Below are 25,688 nucleotides of genomic sequence, written 5' to 3'. Positions count from 1 at the left end.
GCAAAGCGTCCCCAAACCCACGCGACGAGCGCAGGTCGGTTCAGGTGAAGAGGGGATTTATCCCGGTGGTCGGTGCAGCAGGTGGGCGATGCCGGCCTTGCCGTTCACCCCGAGCTTGTCGTAGATGCTGCGGATGTGGTGACGCACGGTATTGGGCGCCAGGCCCAGGTCGCGGGCGATTTCCTTGTAGGTGCTGCCGCCGCCAAAACGCTCGGCCACATCGGTCTCCCGCGCACTGAGCATCGACAGGGCGGGACGAGGGCGGGCGCTGAGCAGGAACAGGTCGCCGACCGCGGTGGACTCCAGTTGCATGTGCCGGCCACGGTAGCCGTCGGGGCTGACCTCGTCGGGCAGGTGCGGACCGTTCCAGTCCGGCCACTCCTGCAGCAAACGCTCGACGAAGCCATGTTCGGCGTAGTGCAGCGTGCCCTGGCGGTCGCATACCGCCAGGGCCAGGGTGTTCGGCGCGTCGAGGGTCTCGCGCAGGGCGACCAGCGCGCGAATCTGGTTGGCGCCTTCTGCGGCGGCCAGGTGAGGCATCAACTGGTCGAGGATGAATCGATCGTGTTGGGTGAACGCTGCGGCACCCGCTTCGCGATAGAGCGTCAGGTGCACGCGCAGCAGGGTCTGCGGGTCGATGAGGATCACGCAGAGGAATTCGCCGAAACCATGCTTGTGGCCCAGCCAGCGCAGGCCGGCTGGCGTGTCCCGGGCCTGGCTGTCGATGATCACCGAATGCCCGGGTTCGGCATGCACCTGCTGCACGGTGATGTCCTGCTCGCGGATCGACAGCCAGTCGTCGACATAGGAGGGCGGCAGGCCGAAGACGTGGCAGCTGTGCTCGTCGGGCAGGTCGTCGACCAGCGCGGCACGTCCCCACCAGGCCTTGTCGAAGCCGATGAGTGCCTGGCAGCGCAGCAGCGCCTGGTGGTGGAACTGCGACAGCGGCAGCTCCCGCGCCAGGTGCTGCAAGTCCAGCGCCACGCTGTTGAACGCGGTGAAACGGCTGGCACAGATGAAGTGTTCGTCGATGGTGCTCATGGGCGATACCTGGCTGCGACTTTGTTGTTTTTGTCTGAACCGCGTAACGGTCCTCAGTCATCAGTGGGCGGCCGGTTTGGGCAGGGCCTGGAGCGAGTATCGGCGATGGTGGAGGGGGCGGCCATCCTACAGATGCAGGAGGAGACGCTGGAGGCTGGAGGGTTGATCGAAAAAGTCGGCACGGTGTGTGTAGTCGTCATTCCCGCGAAGGCGGGACAGCGGCTCCATCGCTGAACAGCGCTTGCGCTGGCCCTAAGGGGAATAATCCAGAAGACCCGAAGCATTTGGGTTCCCGCCTTCGCGGGAATGACGATGACGCTCAACGTTCGCGTTGCCTCCAATGCAGCCGTTCCCGTTGAAACGGCTGCAGCCCTCAGTGCTCCAGGGTCGCCAGGGTTTCCGGCAGGGTCGCGCCGCCATCGACGATGATCGTCTGGCCAGTGATGTAGCGGGCCGCGTCGGAGGCGAGGAACAGCATCGCGTTGGCGATATCCTCCGGCGTTCCGAGCCGACCCAGGGGCACCGCCGAGGCGATGCGCGCACTGAGTCCGGCATCGCCGAGGTTGGCCATCGCCGGGGTCTGGATCATCCCCGGCTCGACGCCATTGACGCGCACGCCATGGCGCGCCAGTTCCAGCGCAGCGCTGCGGATGAAACCGTTGACCCCGGCCTTGGACGCCGCGTAGTGGCTGAGTCCTGGGTAGGCGACGCGCGGCCCGGTCACCGAAGAGGTGACCAGCACGTTGCCGCCACCCTGGCGGGCGAACAGCGGCAAGGCTGCCTGGGTCAGCCAGAACGGTGCACACAGATTGACCGCCAGTGTCCGCTGCAAGAGTTCCTCGTCGATGGCCGCGAACGGCGTCAGCGGGAAATACGCAGCGTTGTGCACCAGCACATCGAGGCGTTCGAGGCTGGCCAACAAGGCCACGATGGCCTCGCGTTCGGCGAGGTCGATTTGCCGCGCCTCGACTTGCCAACCCTCCGCGCCGAGACGTTCGGCCAATCGCTGCGCCACATCCAGTTGGCGGTCGACGATCAGCACGTGGGCGCCTGCCCTGGCGAATCCCTCGACGATGGCCTGGCCGATGCCCTGGGCGCCGCCGGTAACCAGCACGTGGCGCCCTTTGAAGTCATGTTTCATGGCGTATTTCCCAGTTGAGTGAAGGCGAGGGTCGGCACGTCGACGATGCTCGAGCCGCCGTCGGCGACGAGGGCAGCGCCGGTGATGATCGACGCCTCGTCGCTGATCAGGAATCGACAGACACGGGCGATTTCTTCGGCACTGGCCGGGCGGCGCAGCGGCACGTTGGCACAGACCCGCGCGTAGGCCGCATCGAGGTCATCGCCGTAGTGCGCCATCAGCGGTTGCATCTCCGCATCGGCCATCGGCGTGCGCACCCAGCCGGGGCAGACGCAATTCACGCGCACGCCCTGGGGACCGTAATCGTTGGCCAACGAGCGGTTGAGGCCGAGTAGCGCATGCTTGGCCGTGGTGTAGCCACAGACTTCAGGGCCGGCGGCGAGCGAGGCGATGGAACCGAGCAACACGATGCTGCCGCGTCGCTCGATCAACGCGGGCAGGCAGGCACGGGCGCTGTGGAAGGCGCTGTCGAGGTTGCTGCGCATGGCCGCTTGCCAGGTTTCATCGTCGGTTTGCGTGGCACTGCCCAACCCATGGCCGCCAGCACAGGCGAGCAGGGCGTCGATGGCGCCGAAACGCTCGATGATCCGTGCGATGAACCCGTCCCAGGCGCTGCTGCTCGCCGCATCGCCCACCAGCACCAGGCCGCCGGTTGCCGCCGCGACGCGCTCCAGCGGCTCGCGACGACGGCCGATCAGCACCAGGTTGGCGCCGTCGGCCGCCAGGCGGCGGGCGCAGGCCTCACCGATGCCGGTGCCGGCACCGGTGATGACGACGGTCTTACTCATCGCCGTAGTCCGTGCGGTTGAGCAGGTCGCAGTAGGACGCCACCGGGAAGTTGGACAGGCTGTCGAAGCGGTCGCCGGCATAGCCGAAGATCTTGCCGTCGCTGCGGTGGTTCTGCAGGTCGATCATCACCAGGCCGAGGGTCGGCACGATCTTCTCGCGCCAGACGAACAGGTACAGCTCATCGGCGATCTTGTAGTAGTGGCACAGGTCGGTATCGCACAGGCCTTGCTCGACGCCCTTCAGGCATTGCCAGGTGTAGTAGTCGGGGTTGAGGTAGATGTGTTCGTAGACCTCGGTCGGGCTGTAGCGGTAGCGATTGCGGATGCCGACCAGCTCGGTGGTCGGTGCATGGGGGCAGGCGCCCGGTTGCCAGGGTTTGTCCAGGCTGCCGTGGTAGAAGCTGGCCTGCACGGTGGTCAGGGTCTTGCCGGCCAGGGCACGGCTGTACAGGCCCTCGCGGGTCTGCTCGGCGCTCGGCAGGCTGCCGATCACGGCGGTGAAGGATTGGCTGTGGCTGTCGATGACCAGGCTGATCGACCAGTCCTTGCTGTCTTCGTGCTTGATGAAATCGACCAGGTAAATGCCCGGGCGCACCGAGGTCGCCCGGTAAGCCGCACTGCCGCTGGAGTGGCCGTCGGTGGCGATCCAGTGCACCTGCTCGGCGTCGAAGCGGTGGTCGATTTCCCAGCCATTCTCGAAGAACAGCGTGAAGCGCCTGCCGGCCAGTTCGGCCAGCTTGGGCAGGATGAAGGCCTCGGGGGCGAAGCCTTCGGCGAGGGCACCTACGGTGATCCAGTCGGAAGCGTTACTCATGGTTGTCGTCCTGTGTCGAGTGGACTTCCATGGTGCGTGGAGCACCGTGCCGACGCTATCAACCAGATGGTTGATAGCGTTCGCTCAACGTTGCCGGGCGCTGACGGCGGGTACGTGTCCCGCCCAGGGCTGGAGCGCTTCCAATTGCGCGGCCAGGGCCAGCAAGGTGCTTTCCTCGGCGAAACGCGCAGCGAAGTGCGAGCCGATGGGCAGGCCGCCGGCGGTCCAGTACAGCGGCACCGACATGGCCGGCTGGCCGCTGGCGTTGAACAGTGCGGTGAACGGCGAATAACTGTGGAAGTGTTCGACCAGGGTCGCCAGGTCCAGGCGCTCGTCGAACGCGTCGAGGCTGCCGATCAGTGGCGGTTCGCGGGTCAGGGTCGGGGTCAGCACCAGGTCGTAGTCCAGCAGGAAACGGGCAAGGGTCCGCCCCAATGCATGGATGCCCGCCACCGCGCTGGCGTAGCGGGCCCCGCTGACGCCACCCTTTTCGCGCAGGATCACCCGGGTGCGCGGCTCCAGTTCTTCATCGGCGACCGGCAAGCCGCGCATCTCGCCCAGCAGATCGAGGTAACTGCGGGTGCTGGCACCGATCACGTCGAACACCTGGTCGAGGAAGGCCAGCGGCTCCACCGGCAGACTGGCGTATTCGACCTGGTGACCGAGGGTTTCGCACAACCGGGCGGTATGGCGCACCGCGGCCAGCGCTTCGGGTCCACTGGTCCAGGGCGCCAGGTGCTCGACCAGCGCGATGCGTAGCGGTCGATGAGGACGATGCAGGCTGTCGACGAAAGGTTCGTCCTGCCAGGGGGCGGCGTAGGGCGCGCCTAGATCGGCACCGGCCGTGATGTCGAGCAGGGCGGCACTGTCGCGCACCGACAGGGTGATCGCGTGGGGCGTGCCCATGCCGGCCCAGCCTTCGCCGACCAGCGGCCCGCTGGGCATGCGCCCGCGACTGGGCTTGAGGCCGAACACGCCGCAGCACGAGGCCGGTACTCGCAGCGAACCGCCGCCGTCGTTGCCATGGGCGAATGGCACCACCCGTGCGGCCACCAGCGCCGCCGCACCGCCACTGGAGCCGCCCGCGCTGCGCTCGGTGTCCCATGGGTTGCGGGTGGCACCGAAACGGCTCGACTCGGTGGTGTAGGAGGTGCCGAACTCCGGCGAGGTGGTGGTGCCGATGAACTGGCAACCGGCCTCGCGCAAGCGCCCGACCACGGCGTCGTCGAGGCCGGGGCGGGCCTCGCCGAGGGCCAGGGAGCCGTTGCTCATGCGCGCCTCGGCGAGCGGCGAGAACAGGTCCTTGATCAGCGTCGGCACGCCGGCAAAGGCGCCGTCGATGGGCGGCGCGGCGCGGGCGCTGTCGTAGAGTTTCTCGGCTACGGCATTGAGCCGGGGCTCGACCGATTCGAGGCGGGCGATGCTGGCTTCCAGCAGTTCGTGGCGGCTGATCTCGCCGCTGCTGACCAGGCCGGCGAGGCCGGTGGCGTCATGTCGATCGATGAGGCTGTGGATGTCGTGCATGGTGATCTCCGGGCGATAACGACCACCGCAACACGCTGCGGTGGCTGTGCAACAGGTTCTCAGGAAGAGGAAGTGCCGATGGCGTTCCTGGCCGATTTGCTCAGGCTGGCGATGGCCCAGAGCACGGCTGCGACCAGGCTGGCGATGGCCAGCCAGTGGATGGCGCCACGCAGGTCGTGGCCAAAGCCGCCAAGCATTGCCACCAGCAGCGGGCTGGCGAACTGGCCGACGTACAGGCAAGCGGTGAACACCCCCAGGCCACGACCACGGGTGCCGGCGCTCAGGGCGTTCATCACCGGCGCCATGGCATTGGGTACCAGCAGGCCGGCCCCGACGCCGTGGATGAATACCGCCAGCAGCACGGCGTTGTAATCCTGCGCATTGCCCAGCAACCACAAGCCCAGAGCCAGCAGGGCGAGCAACAGCGCGTTGCAACCGCGGATGCCGAGGCGCCGACGCAGCAACGGCCAGAGCAGCGAGCCGGCCAGGGTGGCCAGCAGGCCCAGCCCTGCGGACAGGCCGATCAAGGTGCTCGAGGTGGTGCCCATGCTCACCAGCAGCGCCGGGGTCTGCACCGGAACGATGAAGTTGAGCAGCATGCCGCCGAAAATCAGCAGGTAACCGATTACCAGCGTCGCAATCGATACCCGCTCATGCACCTGCGTGTCGTCGAGCGAGCGCACCGCAAGCGCGGGTTCCCACAGCACCTTGATCATCGCCGGCACCAGCAGCAGTGGCAGCAGGTACAGGTAGAAGGGCGAGCGCCAGGCATGTTCGCCCAAGGCCCCGCCGATGACGAAGAACAGCGCGCCGACCAGGCCGATGCTGACCACCTGGTAATTGACCAAACGCAGGCGCTGTTCACCGTGCCAATAGTCGGCGATCAGGGTTGCGCAGCAGGTCATGATCGCCGCCTCGGCGCAGCCGAACAGCAAGCGGGCGCCCACGATGCTCGGCAGATCATTGAGCAGCGCTGGCAATGTGCCGAGCAGCGCGTAGAGCAGGGTGGCGATGATCAGCAGCGCCTTGCGCCCGACACGGTCGGCCAACCAGCCGGCCAGCGGCGCGAACAGGGCGATGGCCAGCGCCGGGCCGGTGATCGCCAGCGGCACCAGCAGGTCGGCACGCGGCTCGACCGGGCCGAACTCGGCGCCGAGCTTGGGCAGGATCGGCGCGACCATCACCGCGCCCATGATGGTCAGGCTGCTGCCGAGCATCAGCACCACACCTTCGCGCCGGCCGCTGGCCTGGCGCATGTGCGTTGATTCGAGAGTCATGGCGGCGCTCCTCAGAAACTCTGCGACAGGCGCAGGGCGACGGTATAGCCCTCGGCACGGTTGTAGGCGTCGAACTCCTTGTAGGCGTGTAGCCAGACCGGTGGCAGTCCTGGCTTGAAGTAGCTGATGGCTGGGCCGACGGCGAACACCCTGGCGCGGTTGCCGTCGGTGAGGCTGGGGCCGTCGTCGTCGCTCAACTGGCGGTAGTAGTAGCCGCCGATGCCCACCGTCCAGGGGCCGAAATGTTGGCCGGCGGCGAATTCGTGACGGTACTCGACGCCGTTCTTGTAGTCGGTGTCGTGATTGCGCGTGTTGAAGTCCAGCTCGAAGCTCGATGACAACTCGAAGCCGCTGTCACTGATCCAGGTGGCGTTGAGAATCGGCGAAATAGTCCAGTGGTTCAGACCCGGCGAGACCAGGCGATCCTTGTCGTAATCGCCGGTGGGCGCCTGGATCTGCAACTGGGCATTGATGCCGATGTTCGGCGCCGGCGTCCATTGCAGGATCAGCGGGATGACCTGCGCATCGGCCTGGCGGAACACCTCGGCATCCTGGGAAACGGTGCCGAATGGCGTGGCCACGTCCAGTGAGGCGTTCATCTTGAAGAACGGCAGCACCGCACCGAAACCGTACTTGGCGCCAAACAGTTCCTGGTTGGTCATGCGGATGTAGGCGGCACCGATGGACAGCACGTCGATGGAGAAGTCCACCGCTGACTTGTGGCCATCGCCATCCATCAGGCGGTTGGCCGAATAGTAGGCGGTACGCAGGCCGAAGGTGCCCAGCGGCGTTGCCGGCGGGGTGAAGCCGGCGCCGAAGTCATAGACGCCGTTGGGGGTGGTGGGCGAACCGTTCTCGGTTGCTCCGGTGTGGCCGCAGAATAGGGCGAACGGTGTGAGACATAACGCGAGAGCGGCTGATTTGCTGGTGTACATCGTGATCCCCGGTGTTGGCTTGTTGTGTTTTCAGCCTAGGGGCGGGGTGTCGCGACGAGTTATCCGAAATCAGCACAGTTACGCTGGCGACGCAGGGTGTCCGAGGGACGCTCGCCGAACAGTTGGCGATAATCCGTGGCGAAGCGGCTCAGGTGCCAGAAGCCCCAGTTGGCCGCGACCTCCTGCACCGAGCCCTGGTCGCCCTGCAGCAGGGCGCGATGCACCGCGTTGAGGCGCAGGGCACGCAGGTAGGCCAGGGGATTGATGCCCAGGGTTTCGTGAAAGCAGTACTGCAACTTGCGCCGGCTGGCGCCAACCCGGTTGCACAGTTCGACGATGGACGGCGGATTGTCCGGGCAGGCCATGGCCACTTCGCAGGCGCGATCGACCATGCGCTTGCGGGCACTGAGCGTCAGCGGCTGCACCTCTTCATCGTCGACCAGGTCGAGCAGGTGCATCAGCACCGCGTCGCGGATGCCGTCGCGGATCGCGCCGTAGCCGAGCAACGTCTGCCCTTGCTGGTTGGTTTCGTCGAGCACGCCACGAAACAAGGTGGCCAGCTCGTTCTGGCTGCCACCGGCGTGCAGCCGGTAGCAGCGCGGCAGGGCTTCGAGATCGAAGCTGTGCTGCTGGCGTTGCAGCAGGTCGGTGAGCAGCGCCTCGTCGACAGCCACGCACAACAGGTCGAGGTCTGCCGGCGCGCGCAGCTCAGGCAGGTTCTGGCCACGGGCGACCAGCAGGTTCTGGCCGCTGATCGAGTGGCCGGCACAGTGGAAGCCGCTTTCGTGTGTGTCCAACGGCATGCTGAAACTGATCGCGCCATCCCAGGTTGCACCCTTCTTGACCATCGCCTGATTGGCCTGGTCGCGCACCAGTTGCATGCCATCCAGGCGCAACTCGCTGAGGGTGCCGGCGAAACGTCCGGACGTCAGTTGGTCGTAGCGCAGTTGCCAGCCATTGAGTGCGCTGGCGTGCTCCTCGATATCCAGGGTCTGGCGATGGTGCAGGCTGGCGCTGGAGGAGGGTTGAGCGTCGATGGCGTTGAGCATTTCGGTAACCCTCGTACGGGCACAGGACAACGAAGACGATTCGAGGCAAGTTCCGTTCCCGAACGGCCCCTCGGAGCGCCGCTTTGCCGAAATCGGATAGTCGTGCCGAGACCGCGTGAACCGTGGCCTGCGCAGGTCAGCGGAGGACAAGGGCGGTGGCACGCAGAGGCAAGCTTTGGCGGGCACCCGGCAGGTAAACAACGGGGGCGGGAAGCCTCGGTCGGCTTGCCGACGAGCCCTCATGCCAGCCGGAGCCGTACAACATGCTGAAGAACTGGTTCACCAGAACGCCGTCGGTGAGCGACGTACAACCCACCGAAACACCTGCGATAGTGCCAGCAGCGACGGATAACGGCGTGCCCTGGCTGTATGAACGCCTGTTCCATTTGCTGGCAAGCCTGGCCAGCGCGGTCTCCACGGGGTTGCAGAGCGCCCGCCAGGCGTGTGTCGAAATCAACCGTCGTGGCCAGCAGATGGAACAGGCGCTGGGCGAGTCGGCCGGACACATGCAACAGAGCGCGGAACTGGCGGTATCGATGCAGCGGGCCTTGAGTGAGCAGTTGCGGCAGGTGGAGGCCGATATCCGCCTACGCCTGGACGATGTCGCGGCGCAGGTCACGGCCAAGTCCGACGAAGTGATCGCGGTGCTGCGCGATATCGGCGACATCGCCAAGCAGGTCAACCTGCTCGCGCTCAACGCCGCCATCGAGTCGGCGCGGGCTGGCGATGCCGGGCGGGGATTCGCCGTGGTCGCCGATGAAGTGCGCAAGTTGGCGCAGCGCACCCTGGCCAGTGCCAACGATGCGACGCAGCGCATGGACCTGAGCGAGCTGCAACGGCGCATGCTGGCGGTTTCCAACCACAGCCAGAGCAGCTTCAGTGCCTTGAACCAGAACCTCAACCTGTCGCTGATGCAGATGAACGCGCTGTTCGCCACGGTCAACGGCAATGTCGACGGCCTGCAGCAGACCAACCGGGTGATCCTGGAAAGCGCGCCGCAACTGGAGAATCGCCTGGGTGGCCTGGTGTCGCTCGCCGATCGGGCGGCGCATCTGAGCGCGCAGGTATGCGTGGCGGTCAAGCAGCAGGCTGCCGACGCCCAGGTGCAGCGCCTGCTGGCCGAGCAGCGTATTGCGGTGGATCGCCACTACGACCGCCTGGAGGACATCCTGCAACGTAAACGTTTGCGCGTGGCCATCGAGCCGGAGTTCGTCGGCCTGTCGTTTCGCAACCGTCCCGGGGAACCCTTGCGTGGCCTGGACGCCGACTATGCCCGGGCGTTCGCCCAATGGCTGGGGGTGGAGATCGAGTTTGTCGAGCATGGCTGGGAGCAGTGCCAGTTCCTCCTGTCCTTCGGGCGCAAAGCCGGCGAGGCACCGGCCGACCTGATCTGGAGTGCCTTGCCGGCCTTGCCGGTGTTCGATCACCTGGCGTTCTCGAAGCCCTACAGTTTTTCCCCGCTGATCCTGGCAAGGCGCCAGGGTGACACACGCATCCGCAGCCTGGCCGACCTCAAGGGCAGGGTGATCGGCTGTGGTAACGACCCACTGGCGATGGAAACCCTGGAGCGTCTTGGCGTGCGTTGGTCGGCCAATTTGCACCAGCCGGGAGGGCGCATCGAACTGGCCAACCTGATCGCCTTTTCCGATCAAAAGCGCATTCACGATGCCCTGGCCGAAGGCGTGGTGGATGCCTTCGTAGTGGAACGGCCGATCTATCACTGGGCCGCCAGCAATCCGCAAAGCCGCTGGAGCGACACGCTGGAAATCCTGCCAGTGAGCCTGACCGACCAGTTGTGGTGCTACAGCGTCGGCGTGGCACGTCGCCCCGGCAATGCAACCTTGCTGGCGAAGGTGGACAGCTTCATCGAACAGTTCCACAGCAGCCCGCGCCGCGCGGAGATCGAGCGTACCTGGCAGGGTGAGGTGCTCGATGTGCCGGCCTCTGCGCGCCGCTTGCACGGTGTGCCGGGGGCAGCGGAGTTGGCAGGTTTGTAGGAGCACGTTCGCTCGATAACCGTTCCTACGCGGTGTCTTTAGTCGTCGTTCCCGCGCAGGCGGGAGCCTATAGGCTGCGTTGAGGCAATTGTGGCCGTTCGTTATTCCGTCGTTCCCGCGAAGGCGGGACAGCGGCTCCATCGCTGAACAGCGCTTGCGCGGGCCCGCAGGGGAATCATCCAGAAGCGTTTTTCATTTGGGTTCCCGCCTTCGCGGGAATGACGACTAAGCACACAGGTTCTCAGAGAAACAACCTCGCCACCAACTCCGTACGGCTGCCCACGCCCACCTTGCGAAACAGGTTGAGCAGGTGGGTCTTGATGGTCGGCAAGCCCAGCTCGAGTTCGCGGGCAAGCACCTTGTTGCTGGCACCTTCGCGTAGCAGCAGGGCGATCTGTCGTTCGCGCGGGGTCAGTCGCTGCAGTGCAACCGCTTGCGTCGTTTCCACGCGAGCTGCTGCCAGTTGCAGCAAGCCGTGCAGCGGCAGCAGGTCGGCCAGTTCATGGGCTCGGAATGGGCCGAGCGCGGTGTCACGCAACAACGAGATGCCAGCGACCGGACGGCTATCCGCGCGAACGATGATTTCGACCACATCGACCACCGAATGACGCTGGAGGAAGCCTTGGTACTCACGATTACGCGAGGCTTCCTGGCGGCGCATGCCTTCGCTGAGCGGCACCACTGGCAGGGCCGAGTCGATACAGACGACGGGCTGCAGCGGGTCGAGATGCCGGTAATGATCGAGGTAGGCCGCGTGCATCGGGGGTTGCATGCCGAGGAGCTGGAAGTCACAGGCCTGCAGGTGTTCGTCGATACGGTAGAAGGCGGCGAGTGAAGCAGGAACGAAATGGGTGAGCGTGCGCAGGCACTGCTGGCCGAATTCGTCGGTTGGCGAGTGGTCGTTCACGCTGGGCAAGCGCCAGGTATCGGGCACCGGCGAAGCAGTGCCCGCATCCGTCAGGCGACGGCGTAGTAGTGCTTGACGAAGCTGTCGCTGACGATCTCCCACAGCACCGGGGTGCCCTTGGTGACGAACCAGGTGTCGCCGGTCTTGAAACGGCTGGTCTGGCCGGTGGACTCGTCGGTCAGCAGCACTTCGCCGGTGACCACGGTGGCCTGCTCGTTGAACGGGTAGACCATGCGGAACTTGCCCTTGGTGGTGCCGAAATAGGCCGAGCTGACCGGGTCGGTCGGGGCGCCGTCGGTCATCTTGCCGAAGCATTTGACCTCGCCTTCGAGGATTTCCGAACCGAGGTCGGCAACGGTGCCCCAGGCATCCAGTTGGTCGAGGGTGATGCCGTTCTTGATGGCGGTGAGGGACATGGGCAGTGACTCCTATCAAGGGTGTTTTCGAGGCGCGTGCAGGCATGCGTGCGCTGGATGGTTGTTCAGCGTCGGCCGGACCAGTAGCCGGACAACTGGTGCCAGGTCTTGCCTCCCGTGAGCAGCAGCGGCCGGATGTGATCCTTGCCGACGATAGTGATGCGCCGCACCGAACGGATCAGGTCGTAGCGCGCCGAGCCTTCGCTCATGCCTTCGGCCAGCACCTTGCAGATGATGTGGCTGGGGGTTACGCCGAAGCCCGAGTAGCCCTGGACGAAGAAGGCATTGGGCCGGCCGGGCAGGGTGCCGATCTGCGGGAACAGGTTGGCGCTGGTCGCCATCGGGCCGCCCCAGGCCAGGTCGATCTTCACGTCCTTGAGGTAGGGGAAGATCTTCAGCATCAGGTGGCGGTTCCAGGCCTTCAGGTCGTTGGGAATGTGTTCGATGAAGGGCGTGGCGGCGCCGAACAGCAGGCGGTTCTCGTTGGTCACCCGGTAGTAGTCGATGACCGGGCGGATATCGCTGTAGGCACCGCGAATCGGGCTGATGCGCTGGATCAGCTCGTCCGACAGCGGCTCGGTCATCATCTGGAAGGCGTAGGTATTGATGGTGGTGCGATGCAGCTCCGGCTCCAGTTTGTTGAGGAAGCTGTCGCAGGCCCACAGCAGCTTGCTGGCCTTGACCGAACCCTTGCCGGTACGCACGCTGATGCGCTCGCCGTATTGCACCTCCAGGGCCGGGCTGTATTCGAAGATCTTCACCCCATGGCTGGCCAGCGCCTTGGCTTCGCCGAGCAGCAGGTTGAGCGAGTGCACGTGGCCGCCGCCCATGTGCAGCAGGGCGCTGCTGTAGGCGTCGGAGCCGATGATCTGCTTGACCTCCGAGCCGCCGAGAAAGCGGATCTCGTGCTGCGAACCGAGGGATTTGAAGTCCTTCTCCCAGGCGCGCAGGGTCTTTTCCTGGCGGGCGTTGAAGCCCATGTAGCCGTAGCCGTGGCAGAAGTCGGCGTCGATGCCGTACTTGGCGATGCGGCCCTTGATGATATCGGCGCCGCTGTCGCTGATCTCGAAGATCTGCCGCAGGCCATCCTCGCCGACGTCTTTCTTGATCTTCTCCAGGTCGTGGCCGATGCCGGCCATGATCTGCCCACCGTTGCGTCCGGTACCGCCAAAGCCAAGGTAGCGGGCTTCGAGCACGACGATGTTGGTGATGCCTTTCTCGGCCAGCTCCAGCGCGGTGTTGATCCCGGAGAAACCACCGCCGATCACGACGACGTCGGCTTCCAGGTCTTCCTGCAGGGAAGGGAAGCTGAGATCGTACTTCTTGGTGGCCGTGTAGTAGGTCGGAGTCTCGATATTGATCATGATGCAGCCTGGAAAGCGATGGAGAGAAATACCGGCTGGTAGCTGGCCGCCATTAGGGGCTTTGCGGGAGGTCGCAGTCTTGTTCCTGCCTGCCGTGGCTCTTGACCGGGGCTGACAGGCCAGTCAGCCGGCGGCGAGCACCGCCAGGACACGTTCGACGGCGGCCAGCGCGCATTGCCCGTCGAGCTGCTCGGACGCGCCGGAAATACCGATTGCGCCAATCACCTGATCGGCGAAACGGAACGGCTCGCCACCGCCGAACAGCGCCATCTTCGGTTGTAACGGTAGCCCCTGGCGCACCGCCTCGGAGCATTTTTCCAGGCGTGCCTGCCAGGCGCTGGTAGACACGCCGAAGCCCACGGCGGTCAGCGCCTTGTTCAGGGCGATGTCCCGGCTTTGCAGGGGCGCGCCATCCATGTGCGCCATATGAATCAACTGGCCACTCGCATCGACCACGGCGATGCTGATCCGCGCCTGGTTTTCCTTGGCGGTGGCCAGCGCGGCCTGCAATGCCTGCATGGCCAGGTCGAGGGTCAGTGAGGTCTGTTGGCGAAGCAGGGCGTTCATCACGAAGGCTCCTTGGCGGTGGATATCCGGCCACATCATGAACAGGTTAACGACCTCCTTCAATCCACCTTGGCCTGGCACGGTCAGTCAACCGGCTGGCAGGCACGCACATGCCGGGGCGGGGCGCGACCTGTTAAATAGCCCGTCCTTCACTCGGAGTCCCGCCATGAGGCTACTTTCCGGCCTGTTGCTGTTTCTCGCCTGTTGTCAGGTCAATGCCGAGGAAACCTTGCGCGTCCTTAACTGGAAGAACTACATCGACCCGCAGGTATTGGCCGCGTTCGAACAACAGACCGGCATCCGCGTCGACTACCAGACCTTCACCGCCGCCGAGGAGCTGGATGCGGCGTTGGCCAAGGGCACGCCCTACGACGTGGTGGTGCCATCGCACTTCCAGTTGCCGCGCCTGATTCGTGCTGGCCAACTGGCCCCGCTGGATAGCGCACGCCTGAGCCACTACGGGAGCATCGATCCCGGCCTGCTGGCGATGCTGGCGGGCGTCGAAACGGCCAACCGCTACGTCGCGCCGTACCTGTGGGGCGCGGTCGGCCTGGTGATCGAGCCGCAACTGGCCGAGGCGAACTATGCTGGCCCGCTGCCTGACAGTTGGAGCCTGTTGTTCGACCCGGCCCAGGTCGCCCGCCTGAAGCCGTGCGGCATTGGCATGCTGGATGCCCCGGAGGAGACCGCTTCGTTGTGGTTCAACTACCGTGGGCGCAGCCTGACGCTGTATGGCGCGCGCCAGATCGAGCGCAACATGCAGCCGTTGCAGGCCATCGCCCGCGAGGTGAAGAGCCTGGACAACGAGACCTACATCAAGGCCCTCGGCGAAGGCGGGTTGTGCGTGGCGATGGCCTGGAGCGGTCATGCCCTGGAAGCGGCGGGCAAACGCCCGAACCTGCGCTTCCTGATCCCGCAGGAGGGCGCCGTCGCCTATATCGACAGCCTGGCCATCCCCGTCAACGCGGCGCACCCGGACCTGGCCTATCGCTTCATCGACTTCCTGCTGCAACCCGGCAACGCCGTGCGCAATGCCCGCGCCACGCAATTCTATTCGCCCCTGGCAAGTGACAGCGCCGAACTCAAGGCGCTGGCCGCCGAACGGCCGATGCAGGTGCTCGGCGCCGCCGAGCGACGGCGTATCTATATGTTGGAAAGCCTCTCCAGCGATCAGAAAAATGCGCTGGATCGTGCCTGGGCCCCGATAAAGGCTGCCCATCACCCATGACGTACGGCCGGTCACTCGTTAAACTATGAACAAATAATCAGCCTAACTACCGTGATCATGTCCACCAGCCGCGCTTCCCTGACGCTCACCCTGTTGCAGGCCCGTGAATCGGCCATGCGTTTCTTTCGTCCGCAACTCAACCTGCATGGCCTCACCGAACAGCAGTGGCGGGTGATCCGCATCCTGCGCCAGCACGGTGAGCTGGAGAGCCACAAACTGGCGCGCCTGGCCTGCATTCTCAAACCGAGCATGAGCGGTGTGCTGGTGCGCCTGGAACGCGACGGCCTGGTGCGCCGGCGCAAACTGGCCGAGGACCAGCGCCGGGTGCTGGTCAGCCTGGCGGAAAAGGGCGAGCAGTGCTTCGAGTCCATGAGCGTGGAGATGGAAAACAACTACCGGCGCATCCAGCAGCAGCTTGGCCCGGAAAAGCTGCTGACCTTGCTGGAACTGCTACAGGAGTTGAAGGGCATCAAGCCGTAAGAGGCTGTTCACGATCTCAGATTGGTTCCGCGGGCAGCTTTGAGGTAATTGCGGACATTCGTTACTCCGTCATTCCCGCGAAGGCGGGAACCCAGAAGCGTTTTTTATTTGGGCTCCCGCCTTCGCGGGAGTGACGGTTAATAATCTTGAAGGTCCGCTCCTGCCTTGAAGCAGCTATTCGTACGCGCTCGCGAGATCATGAACAGGTTCTAACAGCTTTCGCACGTACAGAGTTCCGCAAGGCGAGCGCCATGCACGCGAAAGCAGTTAGACGGTCACCACTTCATCTCGCCTTTGGCGACCTTGGCGCTCAGTTCCAGACCTGCTTCGTCCTCCAGCCCTGGATAGCGCTTCTGCATGGCACCGATAAGTGCCTGGGCATCCTTGGCCTTGGTCGTTTCCTCATCGAACGCGCGGATGTAGCCGGCGGTGAACGCCACGGACTGCTCGGCGGTTTGCGGGCCGGGTAGCACGTGCCCAGGCACGACGATGCTTGGCTTGAGGCGCTCGATACGGGCCAGGGTCGCCAGCCAGTCCTGATGGGATTTTGCTGTCTGGGTATCGGCCATCCACACATGCAGGTTGCTCGACAGCACCACGCCACCGACCACGGCCTTGATCGACGGCATCCAGACAAAGGTGCGATCCGGCTGCGGACCGTCCAGGCCGACGATTTCCAGGACCTGCCCTTCCAGTTCCAGACGATCGCCCGGGAGCGGCTCTGGCACCACCAGTTCGGTCGGTGCGTCCTGGCCCAGTTGCGGGCCCCAGTAGGCCAGCTTGTCCTTCATCGTCTGCTTGATGTGCTCGATGGTCGGCTGGCTGGCCAATACCTGGGCATCAGGGAAGGCCGCCTTGAGGGGCTGCAAGCCGAAGTAGTAATCCGGGTCGCCATGGCTGATGTAGATGCGGCTGAGGTGCTTGCCGCTCTGCCGCACTTTCTCAACCAGCGCCTGCGCCTGAGTCTTGCCGAACTGGGCATCGATGAGGATCGCATCGTGCTCGCCGCTGACCAGTACCGAAGACACGGGGAATACCGCCTCATGACCAGGGTTGTAGACCTCGATTTTCAGTGGCGAGGCGGCGAACACATGGCTGGCGAAACCGAGGACTGTGGCAGCGAGAAAGGCACGCATGATGGGCTCCGGACAAATGAGAGTAGCCAGGATAGTTGCGCAAGGCAGGTTGAAAAACGCTAGATTCAGGGCTGGTTTGTTGCAGGAACAGGATCAATCGTGGATCGAATCATGACCATGCAGGTTTTCGTCGCCGTGGTGGAGGCGGGCAGCCAAACCGCTGCTGCCGATAAGCTCGGCCTGTCCCGTCCAGTGGTATCGCGCTGCCTCGCCGAACTGGAAAACTGGGTGGGCGCTCGCTTGCTGCATCGCACCACGCGGCGCCTGCATCTGACTCATGTCGGCGAGGAGGTATTGCCGATGTGCCAGCGCATGCTGGACCTGGCACAGGATATCCAGGCCAGCGCCCGCCACCCCGAGGACGAACCCCAGGGCCAGTTGCGCGTGACCTGCAGCACCTCGTTCGGCCATGCCCAGCTCACCGACGCCCTGGCCGAGTTCCACGAGCGTTTTCCGCGAGTCCGTATCGACCTGCAATTGCTCGACCGCACGGTGAACCTGGTAGAAGAGGGCATCGACCTGGCGGTGCGCATCAGCAATGACCTGGACCCGCAACTGATCGCCCGCCACCTGGCGGTCTGCGAGTCGATATTGTGCGCGGCACCGAGCTACCTACAGACACACGGCATACCGCAGCAAGCCAAGGACCTCGAACGCCACAACTGCCTGACCCACGCTTACCACGACAGCACCTTGTGGCGCTTCGAGCTGGCTGGCGAGCCCGTCGGCGTGGCAGTCAGCGGCAGCCTGAGCAGCAACGACTCGGTGGCCCTGATGCATGCGGTGACGCGCGGCGCCGGCATCGCGTTGCTGCCCACCTACCTGTGCGCAGGGGCGATCCGGGAAGGGCGACTGGAGGTCGTGCTGCCGGACTATCGACCGACCAGCCTGGACATCCACGCGGTGTATGCCTCGCGCAAGCACATGAGTGCGTCGTTGCGCACGTTGCTGGACTTTCTCGTCGAGCGCTTCGCCAGTGTCACGGACTGGCATCTATCCTGAATGCACATAGCTGTGTTGCATGTTGCGCATGGTTCGTACGGTGAGTACCGGTATATAGTCGCGCCCTCGGCTTGGCCAAGCTGCACAAATCCCGCATTCCAAGAGGAGCGCCAGTGAGCACCTTCACCTATACGGTCAGCCCTGAAATCTTCAACGATCACCCTGACTATCGACGCGGCGTCGTGATCTTTCGTGCACTGGACAATACGCGGTCCGACGCACGACTGACCGACCAGTTGCGCGCCGCGGAGCAGCATCTGCGCGAGCGCATCAGTGGCAACCCTGCCGAGTTTCCGCAGATCGCTGCCTGGCGCGATGCCTATCGACGCTTCGGTGCCAAGCCTTCAGAGCACAGAAGCTCCATCGAAGCCCTCAGCCGCCGCGTGCTCAAACCGGACTCACTGCCGGATATCAACCCGCTGGTGGACATCGGCAACCTGCTGTCACTGCGCTACATCCTGCCGGCTGGCGTGCATCCGATCACCTCGGCGTCGATGCAGGTGCAACTACGCAAAGCTCAGGAGACCGATCGTTTTCTAGCCGACGCAGAGGCTCAGCCAGAATCGATTGCCCCCGGTGAAGTCGTCCTGGCAGCCGGGAGCAGGGTGTTAACCCGGCGTTGGACCTGGCGGCAAGCCGCCGATACTCGCACCCTGGTCGATACCCGTTGCGTGTTCTTCGATATCGACGGGCTGGCGCCTACCAGCCAGGGCGATATCGAGTCCGCCATTGCCGATCTCATCGAGTTGGTCAGCCAATACTGCGCCGGCGAATGCCTGGGTCATGCGGTGCTGCAGGCCGGTCAGGCGAGCTTGAGCGTTCAACTCGGCTGAGGGGAACCGCATGGGGCCTGGCTTCAACAACCTGAGCATTGCCCAACTGAAGGCGCTGGTGGCGATCCTCGAGGTGCGTAACCTGAGCTATGCGGCCAATCTGCTGGGCACCAGCCAGTCGGCACTGAGCCGAAACCTGGCGCAGTTTCGCGAAGCCTTCGGCGACCCCTTGCTGGTTCGCCAGAGCCGGGAGTACGTACTGACCGAGCGAGGCGCGGCGCTGATCGCGCCAATCAAGTCGATACTCGATCAGCTGCAGGACATCGGCTCACCAAGTGTGTTCACCCCCGCGACCTGCACACGGCGCTTTGCCATGGCGGGCTCCGACCATGTCGCCCAATACATCCTGCCGGATATGTTCGAAGACCTGGCCTCGACAGCGCCTGGTGTGAGCATCGATTTCCGCCCCTGGCAGGCCAATCGCTTCGACTGGCTGGCCAGCGGCGAGATCGACCTGGCGATCAGCATGATCGACGACACACCGGCCGATTACCATGGCCGGGTCATCGGCGAGGACAGCGCTGTCTGCTGCATGCGTAACGGTCATCCACTGGCGAGCCACGAGACGCTTTCGGTCGACGCGCTCCTGCAATGGCCGCACATGAAAATCACCAGCGGCGGGGACAAGGACAGTTTCGTCGACGCCTGCCTGCGCAAGCGCAACCTGCAGCGTGATATCCAACTGACGGTGCCGTTCTATTCGGCCGCCATGGCGGTCATGTTGCGCAGTGACATGTTGCTGATGCTGCCCGAGCACATCGCACGCAAATGGACGGAGCAGGTCGAGGCCTGCTCACGCCACCTGGACTTCGTCGATCACACATTCCGCTATTGGGTGGTCTGGCACAGCCGTACTCACAGCTCTCCCGAGCAACAATGGTTTCGGCAGTTCGTCTATCAAAATTGCCGTGGCTCGCAATTCCTCAGTCCGGGAGATCGGCCGCCCGCTTATTCGGCTTGAACTATGCGGAATCTGCATAGCTGCAACTCACTACCCGTTACTGTGCGCGCCGATATTCGATGATAACTTTCAGCTCATCGAACAGATCAGTTTCGATAAAACAATTCCAATATTCCAACACCCTCTATCTGCCAGTTATTCGTTGAGCGCCATTTGCCTGCAAGCAGATTCGCTCAAAAACAATACAGAGAAATAAACGATGAGCAGAGTCACTGATAACAGCCTCGCGTTGCAGCGAGGCCTGTCCAATCGCCATATCCAAATGATCGGCCTGGGCGGTGCAATAGGCACCGGTTTGTTCCTGGGCAGTGCCGGTGTAATGAAGTCTGCCGGGCCAGGACTTCTTCTCGGTTACGCAATTGCCGGACTGGTTGCATTTCTGATCATGCGTCAACTTGGTGAAATGCTGGTGGATGAACCGGTATCCGGCTCACTTAGCCACTTTTCCGGTAAATACTGCGGCGGCTTCCTCGGTTACCTCGCCGGCTGGAACTACACCGCAAATTATATTCTGGTCGGCATGGCTGAACTGACCGCCGTCGGTAAATACATTCAATTCTGGTGGCCGGATATTCCCACCTGGGCGAGTGCTGCGTTCTTCTTTCTCCTGGTCAACGGCTTGAACCTGTTGAACGTTCGCGTATTTGGCGAAGCCGAGTTCTGGTTCGCCACGATCAAGGTGGTCGCGGTCGTGCTGATGATCAGCCTGGGCCTGTGGTTGCTGTTCGGTCCGAGCACGCCGAGTGGCGCCAGTGTCAGCAACCTTTGGAGTCACGGTGGTTTCATGCCCCACGGGCTGATGGGGCTGGTCATGGCCTTGCCGTTGATCATGTTCGCCTTTGGTGGCCTGGAAATGATCGGTTTCACCGCAGGTGAAGCCAAGAGCCCGAAAACCACGATTCCGCGAGCGATCAACAATGTGCTTTATCGCATCGGTATTTTCTACGTTGCGGCGTTGGCTGTGTTGTTGGCGCTATCGCCCTGGGATGAACTGGTCGCCTCGCTGACGACCGCTGGTGATCCTTACAGCGCCAGTCCGTTCGTGAAAATATTGAGTTTGCTCGGCGTCGACACCGCGGCCCATTTGCTCAATCTGGTGGTGTTGACTGCGGCCTTATCGGTTTATAACGGCGTGGTCTACTGCAATGTAAGACAGCTGCACGCAATGGCTGAGCAAGGTAATACCTCGAAGAAACTTCTAAAACTCAACCGCAATCACGTTCCAATCAATGCATTATTGTTGACGGCATTGATTACCGGCGTAGCCGTCGCACTGAATTACTTCTTCCCCAATGGTACCCTGGAACTGCTCATGTCATTGGTCGTTGCGGCGACCACCATGAACTGGATGTTGACCAGCTATACACACTTGAAATTCAAACGTGCAAAAGAACAAGCAGGGGAGCAGGCTGTTTACAACTCGCCACTGCATCCGCTAAGCAACTATTTCTGTATGGCCTTCATTGTCTTTCTGTTGACGATCATGGCTCTGATTCCTTCGATGCGCCTGTCCGTCTGGCTGATTCCGCTGTGGCTCACGATCATGTACGCGAGTTATCGGAAAGTTCGGACCACCAGCGCTTCGCTTCGAGTAACCAGCAATGGATAACAGCATGAAAAACATCCCAACTCCGGCAACTCGCATGACCGGTGGCGACGCCATCGTCGAAAGTCTCAAAGTACATGGCGTGGACACCGTGTTCGCCTTGCCCGGCGCGCAGATATACGGTCTTACCGACGCACTGGCACGCAACAGTGACTCGATTCGTACCTTTGGCGCCCGGCATGAGCAGACCAGCGCTTACATGGCGTTCGGCTATGCGCGTTCCAGCGGCAAGCCCGGCGTGTTCACCGTGGTTCCCGGTCCCGGCATTCTCAATGCCAGTGCGGCGATGCTCACCGCCCACGGTTGCAATGCTCCCGTACTCGCTCTGACGGGCGACGTGATGAGCGGTTTCAAGGACCGTGGCCGTGGCCAACTGCATGAACTGCCGCGCCAGTTGGAAATCCTGCAAAGCATCGGCAAATGGGCCGCTCATATCGAGCAGCCAGCCGATGCACCGTGGCAGGTCGCTCAGGCGTTCCAGAAGATGCAATCCGGCCGGCCTGGCGTCGTGTCGCTACAGGCTTCCTGGGACTACTTCACCCAGGCAGCTGCGGTGCGCCTGCAACAACCGCTGGCCTTGCCAGAACCGCCGCCAGTCGATAGCGATGCCGTGGACCGTGCAGCCAAGCTGCTCAGTGCGGCCAGTGCACCGATGATCTTCGTCGGTTCAGGCGCATTGGAGGCGAGTGTCGAGGTCAGGCAACTGGCGGAAGTGCTGGGTGCTCCGGTGGTGAGCTTCCGTGGCGGTCGCGGCGTGGTTTCCGATGATCATCGCCTGGGCTTTACTGTCGCGGCAGGCGCCAGGCTTTGGCCGAGAACGGATGTGGTCGTAGTGATCGGCTCGCGCTTCGAGTTGCTCGACATCCGCTGGCGTCACCGCCCAGCTGGCTTGAAGCTGATCCGTATCGACATCGATCCCGCCGAGGTCCGTCGCATTCCGGCCGAGGTCAATCTGCTCGCCGACGCTGCTGAAGGCGCCAGCGCCCTGACTCAGGCGGTGCTGCGCCTGGGCTCACCAGCTCACCGCGATGTCGAAATCGCCGATGCCAAGGCGACCGCCGAGCAGGAAATCCAGTGTGTGCAACCGCAGTTGGACTACCTGCGCGTCATCCGTGAGGTGTTGCCGCGCGATGGTTTCTTCGTCGAGGAAATCTCCCAGGTCGGCTTCACTTCGATCTTCGGTTTCCCGATCTACCAGCCACGTACTCTGGTGACCTCGGGCCATCAAGGCACGCTCGGCTTCGGCTTCCCGACCGCACTCGGTGTGAAAGCTGCCCATCCGGACAAAGCCGTGGTGTCGATCTGCGGTGACGGCGGCTTCATGTTCGCCGCCCAGGAGCTGGCGACAGCGGTGCAGTACAAGCTCAATCTGGTGACCATCGTGTTCAACAACAATGCGTTCGGCAATGTCTATCGCGACCAGCAGGAAAGCTTCGCCGGACGCCTGCTGGGCTCGGAGTTGGTGAACCCCGATTTCGTCCGGTTCGCCGAGTCGTTTGGCGTCCAGGCCTTGCGTGTCGACACGCCGGCCGCGCTGAAACCGGTGTTGGAACGAGCGTTCGCCGCTGATCGTCCGATCCTCATCGAAGTGACCATCCCACGCGGTAGCGACTCCAGCCCGTGGAAGTTCCTCCATCCTACTTTCCCTACTCGATAAGGCCCGTTCATGTTCGAACATGTCGACAACTACCCCGGTGACCCGATCCTGTCGCTGATGGATGACTATCAGCGCGATCCACGCACGGACAAGGTCAATCTCAGCATCGGTTTCTACTACGACGAGAACGGCCAGGTGCCGGTACTGCCGACGGTACAACGAGCCAAGGCTCATCTGGATGCACGCCCGACATCAGCCAACCTCTACCTGCCCATGGATGGTCACCCCGGTTTTCGCCGGGCAGTGCAGGATTACCTGTTCGGTGCGTTGAGCGAGGCTCAGGACGAGCGCATCGTCACCATCCAGAGCGTCGGCGGTTCAGGTGCTTTGCGGGTCGGCGCTGATTTCCTCAAGCGCTACTACCCGAACTCGCAGGTCTGGGTCAGTGACCCGACCTGGGACAACCATCTGGCGATTTTCAGTGGCGCAGGTTTTGCGGTGAACCGTTACCCGTACCTGGACGCCAGCGGCAAGCGCATCGACTTCGCGCGGATGCTGGAGGTGTTCGCGCAATTACCAGCCAACAGCATCGTGCTGCTGCATGCCTGTTGCCATAACCCGACGGGCATGGACCTGTCGGTTGAACAATGGGATCAGCTGTACATGCTGTTCCGCGAACGCTCGATCATCCCGTTCCTCGATGCCGCTTACCTGGGGCTGGGCGAGGGTGTGGAGCAGGACGCCTATGCCATTCGGGCCCTGGCTCGCACTGGCATCACCGGCCTGGTAGCCAATTCGTTTTCCAAGGTGTTTTCCCTGTACGGCGAACGTGTCGGCTCGCTGTCGATCGTTTGCGACAGCGCGGCCATCGCCCAGCGTGTACATGGCCAGTTGAAAGGCACCGTACGTACCAACTACTCCAACCCACCACGGCACGGCGCCGAGCTGGTCTCGATCATTCTTGGCGAGCCGCAACTGGCGGCTGAATGGCGTGCAGAACTCGAATCCATGCGCGTACGCATGGTGGCAATGCGTCAGGCGCTGTTCGATGCGATCCGTGAACGCAAGCCTGAGCTGGATGTGGAATATCTGCTCGAACAGAAGGGCATGTTCAGCTACACCGGATTGTCCGCCGAGGTAGTTGACCGGATTCGAGAACGTCATGGCGTTTACCTGATCCGTAGTGGCCGTATCTGCATCGCCGGGTTGAATGAATCGAACCTAGACGCTGTTGCACAGGCGCTGGCCGACCATCACTGAAACGTGTTCACACTTCAGCGCCCCTCAGGGCGCTTTTTTTCGGCTCAAAAAAATGGCCCCGTGAGGGGCCAGAGAAGACGACTCGGTTCAAACCGGCTTCGCGTGCACTGCACGCTCTTACCGGGCTTGAGCTATCAGTACACGCCACCACCAGCAGCGACCGGTGCAGGTGCATCCTTGAAGGTCGCGGCGAGGGTTTGCAGGCCACGCATCAGTACGGTGGTGTCGACGCCGACGGCAACGAACTTGGCGCCCAGTTCGATGTAGCGGCGCGCCAGTTTCTGGTCGGCGCTGAGGATACCTGCGGCCTTGCCAGCCTTGCCGATACGAATGATGGCGTCCTCGATGGCGGCCTGCACATCCGGATGCCCAGGATTGCCGCGATGGCCCATGGAGGCGCTGAGGTCGGCCGGGCCGATGAATACACCGTCGACGCCATCGACGGCGACGATCTCGTCCAGCCTGGCCAGGCCGTCGAGGTTCTCGATCTGCACCAGCAGGCACATCTGCTCGTCGGCCTTGTCCAGGTAGCCGGGAATGCTGTTCCAACGCGAGGCCCGGGCCAGGGCGCTGCCTACGCCACGTACGCCGCTCGGCGGGTAGTGGATGGCACGCACCAGCTCGCGCGCCTGTTCGGCGCTTTCCACCATCGGCACCAGCAGGGTCTGCGCGCCAATGTCGAGGATCTGCTTGATCAGCGCGGTGTCGCCGATCACCGGGCGGATCACCGGCTGAGAGGCATAAGGCGCCACGGCCTGCAGTTGGCCCAGCAAGCCACGCAGGTCATTCGGCGCGTGCTCGCCGTCGATCAGCAGCCAGTCGAATCCGGCATTGGCCGCCAGCTCCGCGCAGTACGGATCGGCCAGGCCGAGCCACAGGCCGATCTGCGCCTCGCCGGACTGCAGGCGTTGCTTGAAGGTGTTGATGGGCATGTCCATGACCGGCTCCTTGCTTCTCAGACGAATCGGCAGGCGATGCTGCCGAGCATGTCGTAGTCGACGTGGAAGGTATCGCCAGGGTTGGCCGCCACCGGGCGGGTGAAGGAACCGCCGAGGATGATCTGGCCCGCTTCCAGGGTGACGCCGTACGGCGCCAGTTTGTTGGCCAGCCAGGCCACGCCCTTGGCCGGGTGGTTGAGCACGGCGGCGGAAACCCCGGATTCCTCGATCACGCCATTGCGGTAGAGCACCGCCGGCACCTTGCGCAGGTCGATTTCGGTTGGTCGCACGGCGCGGCCGCCCATGACCACGCCGGCGTTGGCGGCGTTGTCGGAGATGGTGTCGAACACCTTGCGGGTGGCCTTGGTGTCCGGGTCGACCTGCTGGATGCGCGCGTCGATGATCTCCAGCGCCGGGATCACCCATTCGGTGGCATCGAGCACGTCGAACACGGTGACGTTCGGGCCTTTCAGCGGCTTGCCGAGGATGAACGCCAGTTCCACCTCCACGCGCGGCACGATGAAGCGTTCGAAGGGGATGTCGCTGCCTTCATCGAACAGCATGTCGTCGAGCAGCGCGCCGTAGTCCGGTTCGGTGATGTTCGACGACACCTGCATGGCGCGCGAGGTCAGGCCGATCTTGTGGCCGACCAGCTTGCGGCCGTCCTTGATCTTCTGCGCGACCCAGGCGCGCTGGATGGCGTAGGCGTCCTCGATGGTGATTTGCGGGTGATCCAGGGAGAACTGGCGCACCTGCTGGCGCGAACGCTCGGCGGCGTCGAGGCGGGCGGCGGCCTGCTGGATGAGGGTCGAGTCGAGCATGGCGAA

24 protein-coding genes and 1 pseudogene are annotated in these 25,688 nt (G+C 63.5%); 10 read left to right on the top strand and 15 right to left on the bottom strand.

Annotated features, from left to right (window positions below):
- Positions 1-57: 57 nt before the first annotated feature.
- The 8 genes from ACSZPK_RS14800 to ACSZPK_RS14765 all read right to left on the bottom strand — a co-directional run bounded on the left by ACSZPK_RS14800 (position 58) and on the right by ACSZPK_RS14765 (position 8,569).
- Positions 58-1,041 (bottom strand): response regulator transcription factor, encoded by a 984-nt coding sequence (locus ACSZPK_RS14800; RefSeq protein ID WP_437882233.1) that lies wholly within the window; start codon positions 1,039-1,041, stop codon positions 58-60.
- A gap of 373 nt (positions 1,042-1,414) precedes the next feature.
- Positions 1,415-2,182, bottom strand: coding sequence for an SDR family oxidoreductase (locus ACSZPK_RS14795; RefSeq protein WP_437882232.1), 768 nt, complete (start codon positions 2,180-2,182; stop codon positions 1,415-1,417).
- Positions 2,179-2,970, bottom strand: a complete 792-nt coding sequence (locus ACSZPK_RS14790; protein WP_437882231.1) for an SDR family NAD(P)-dependent oxidoreductase — start codon at positions 2,968-2,970, stop codon at positions 2,179-2,181. The genes ACSZPK_RS14795 and ACSZPK_RS14790 overlap by 4 nt, the downstream gene beginning before the upstream one ends.
- The gene (locus ACSZPK_RS14785; protein ID WP_437882230.1) at positions 2,963-3,784 is read right to left on the bottom strand and encodes a molybdenum cofactor biosynthesis F family protein; all 822 of its coding nucleotides are present in this window, start codon (positions 3,782-3,784) and stop codon (positions 2,963-2,965) included. The genes ACSZPK_RS14790 and ACSZPK_RS14785 overlap by 8 nt, the downstream gene beginning before the upstream one ends.
- 84 nt (positions 3,785-3,868) lie before the next feature.
- Positions 3,869-5,308, bottom strand: a complete 1,440-nt coding sequence (locus ACSZPK_RS14780; RefSeq protein ID WP_437882229.1) for an amidase — start codon at positions 5,306-5,308, stop codon at positions 3,869-3,871.
- 59 nt (positions 5,309-5,367) lie between these two features.
- Positions 5,368-6,585, bottom strand: coding sequence for an MFS transporter (locus tag ACSZPK_RS14775; RefSeq protein ID WP_437882228.1), 1,218 nt, complete (start codon positions 6,583-6,585; stop codon positions 5,368-5,370).
- 11 nt (positions 6,586-6,596) lie between these two features.
- Positions 6,597-7,520, bottom strand: coding sequence for a SphA family protein (locus tag ACSZPK_RS14770; RefSeq protein ID WP_437882227.1), 924 nt, complete (start codon positions 7,518-7,520; stop codon positions 6,597-6,599).
- Positions 7,521-7,579: 59 nt separating this feature from the next.
- Complete coding sequence (locus ACSZPK_RS14765) at positions 7,580-8,569, bottom strand: helix-turn-helix domain-containing protein (RefSeq protein ID WP_437882226.1); 990 nt, start codon at positions 8,567-8,569, stop codon at positions 7,580-7,582.
- A gap of 644 nt (positions 8,570-9,213) precedes the next feature.
- Here ACSZPK_RS14765 and ACSZPK_RS14760 point away from each other — a divergent pair.
- Both ACSZPK_RS14760 and ACSZPK_RS14755 read left to right on the top strand, forming a co-directional pair.
- Positions 9,214-9,423, top strand: a pseudogene (locus ACSZPK_RS14760) (methyl-accepting chemotaxis protein); the annotation flags it as partial.
- Positions 9,412-10,566, top strand: coding sequence for a substrate-binding periplasmic protein (locus ACSZPK_RS14755; RefSeq protein WP_437882413.1), 1,155 nt, complete (start codon positions 9,412-9,414; stop codon positions 10,564-10,566). The pseudogene ACSZPK_RS14760 and the gene ACSZPK_RS14755, both read left to right, overlap by 12 nt.
- Positions 10,567-10,807: 241 nt before the next feature.
- Here the strand turns inward: ACSZPK_RS14755 and ACSZPK_RS14750 are convergent, their stop codons facing one another.
- From ACSZPK_RS14750 to ACSZPK_RS14735, 4 genes are all read right to left on the bottom strand, one after another.
- Positions 10,808-11,500: a helix-turn-helix transcriptional regulator gene (locus tag ACSZPK_RS14750; RefSeq protein ID WP_437882225.1), complete on the bottom strand. Its 693-nt coding sequence runs from the start codon at positions 11,498-11,500 to the stop codon at positions 10,808-10,810.
- Between the two features lie 23 nt (positions 11,501-11,523).
- Positions 11,524-11,889 (bottom strand): cupin domain-containing protein, encoded by a 366-nt coding sequence (locus ACSZPK_RS14745; RefSeq protein WP_437882224.1) that lies wholly within the window; start codon positions 11,887-11,889, stop codon positions 11,524-11,526.
- A 65-nt stretch (positions 11,890-11,954) separates the two neighbouring features.
- A complete protein-coding gene (locus ACSZPK_RS14740; protein ID WP_437882223.1) occupies positions 11,955-13,253 on the bottom strand; it encodes an NAD(P)/FAD-dependent oxidoreductase in 1,299 nt (432 codons plus the stop codon).
- A gap of 123 nt (positions 13,254-13,376) precedes the next feature.
- Positions 13,377-13,820 (bottom strand): GlcG/HbpS family heme-binding protein, encoded by a 444-nt coding sequence (locus tag ACSZPK_RS14735; RefSeq protein WP_437882222.1) that lies wholly within the window; start codon positions 13,818-13,820, stop codon positions 13,377-13,379.
- Between the two features lie 166 nt (positions 13,821-13,986).
- On the opposite strand from ACSZPK_RS14735, the gene ACSZPK_RS14730 reads away from it, so the two are divergent.
- Together ACSZPK_RS14730 and hpaR are read left to right on the top strand one after the other, a co-directional pair.
- The gene (locus ACSZPK_RS14730) at positions 13,987-15,048 is read left to right on the top strand and encodes an extracellular solute-binding protein (RefSeq protein ID WP_437882221.1); all 1,062 of its coding nucleotides are present in this window, start codon (positions 13,987-13,989) and stop codon (positions 15,046-15,048) included.
- 57 nt (positions 15,049-15,105) lie between these two features.
- A complete protein-coding gene (hpaR, locus tag ACSZPK_RS14725; RefSeq protein ID WP_437882220.1) occupies positions 15,106-15,528 on the top strand; it encodes a homoprotocatechuate degradation operon regulator HpaR in 423 nt (140 codons plus the stop codon).
- A gap of 275 nt (positions 15,529-15,803) precedes the next feature.
- Here the strand turns inward: hpaR and ACSZPK_RS14720 are convergent, their stop codons facing one another.
- Positions 15,804-16,664, bottom strand: a complete 861-nt coding sequence (locus ACSZPK_RS14720; protein WP_437882218.1) for an MBL fold metallo-hydrolase — start codon at positions 16,662-16,664, stop codon at positions 15,804-15,806.
- Between the two features lie 99 nt (positions 16,665-16,763).
- On the opposite strand from ACSZPK_RS14720, the gene ACSZPK_RS14715 reads away from it, so the two are divergent.
- From ACSZPK_RS14715 to ACSZPK_RS14690, 6 genes are all read left to right on the top strand, one after another.
- The gene (locus ACSZPK_RS14715) at positions 16,764-17,666 is read left to right on the top strand and encodes a LysR family transcriptional regulator (protein WP_437882217.1); all 903 of its coding nucleotides are present in this window, start codon (positions 16,764-16,766) and stop codon (positions 17,664-17,666) included.
- Between the two features lie 113 nt (positions 17,667-17,779).
- Positions 17,780-18,499, top strand: coding sequence for a B3/B4 domain-containing protein (locus ACSZPK_RS14710; protein WP_437882216.1), 720 nt, complete (start codon positions 17,780-17,782; stop codon positions 18,497-18,499).
- A gap of 10 nt (positions 18,500-18,509) precedes the next feature.
- Positions 18,510-19,460: a LysR family transcriptional regulator gene (locus ACSZPK_RS14705; protein WP_437882214.1), complete on the top strand. Its 951-nt coding sequence runs from the start codon at positions 18,510-18,512 to the stop codon at positions 19,458-19,460.
- A 199-nt stretch (positions 19,461-19,659) separates the two neighbouring features.
- Complete coding sequence (locus ACSZPK_RS14700; RefSeq protein ID WP_437882213.1) at positions 19,660-21,069, top strand: amino acid permease; 1,410 nt, start codon at positions 19,660-19,662, stop codon at positions 21,067-21,069.
- Positions 21,070-21,073: 4 nt separating this feature from the next.
- The gene (locus ACSZPK_RS14695; protein ID WP_437882212.1) at positions 21,074-22,723 is read left to right on the top strand and encodes a thiamine pyrophosphate-dependent enzyme; all 1,650 of its coding nucleotides are present in this window, start codon (positions 21,074-21,076) and stop codon (positions 22,721-22,723) included.
- Positions 22,724-22,732: 9 nt separating this feature from the next.
- Positions 22,733-23,923: an aromatic amino acid transaminase gene (locus ACSZPK_RS14690; RefSeq protein WP_437882211.1), complete on the top strand. Its 1,191-nt coding sequence runs from the start codon at positions 22,733-22,735 to the stop codon at positions 23,921-23,923.
- Positions 23,924-24,057: 134 nt separating this feature from the next.
- Here ACSZPK_RS14690 and hpaI read toward each other — a convergent pair whose 3' ends face one another.
- Complete coding sequence (hpaI, locus tag ACSZPK_RS14685; RefSeq protein ID WP_437882210.1) at positions 24,058-24,861, bottom strand: 4-hydroxy-2-oxoheptanedioate aldolase; 804 nt, start codon at positions 24,859-24,861, stop codon at positions 24,058-24,060.
- A gap of 17 nt (positions 24,862-24,878) precedes the next feature.
- Positions 24,879-25,682, bottom strand: coding sequence for a 2-oxo-hept-4-ene-1,7-dioate hydratase (gene hpaH / locus ACSZPK_RS14680; protein ID WP_437882209.1), 804 nt, complete (start codon positions 25,680-25,682; stop codon positions 24,879-24,881).
- Between the last annotated feature and the right edge of the window lie 6 nt (positions 25,683-25,688).

Origin of the sequence: Pseudomonas sp. LRF_L74 (assembly GCF_965644255.1) — a bacterium.
Lineage (GTDB): Bacteria > Pseudomonadota > Gammaproteobacteria > Pseudomonadales > Pseudomonadaceae > Aquipseudomonas.
Note: the sequence above shows the minus strand (reverse complement) of the source record. Positions and strands in the feature narration are given on the sequence as shown.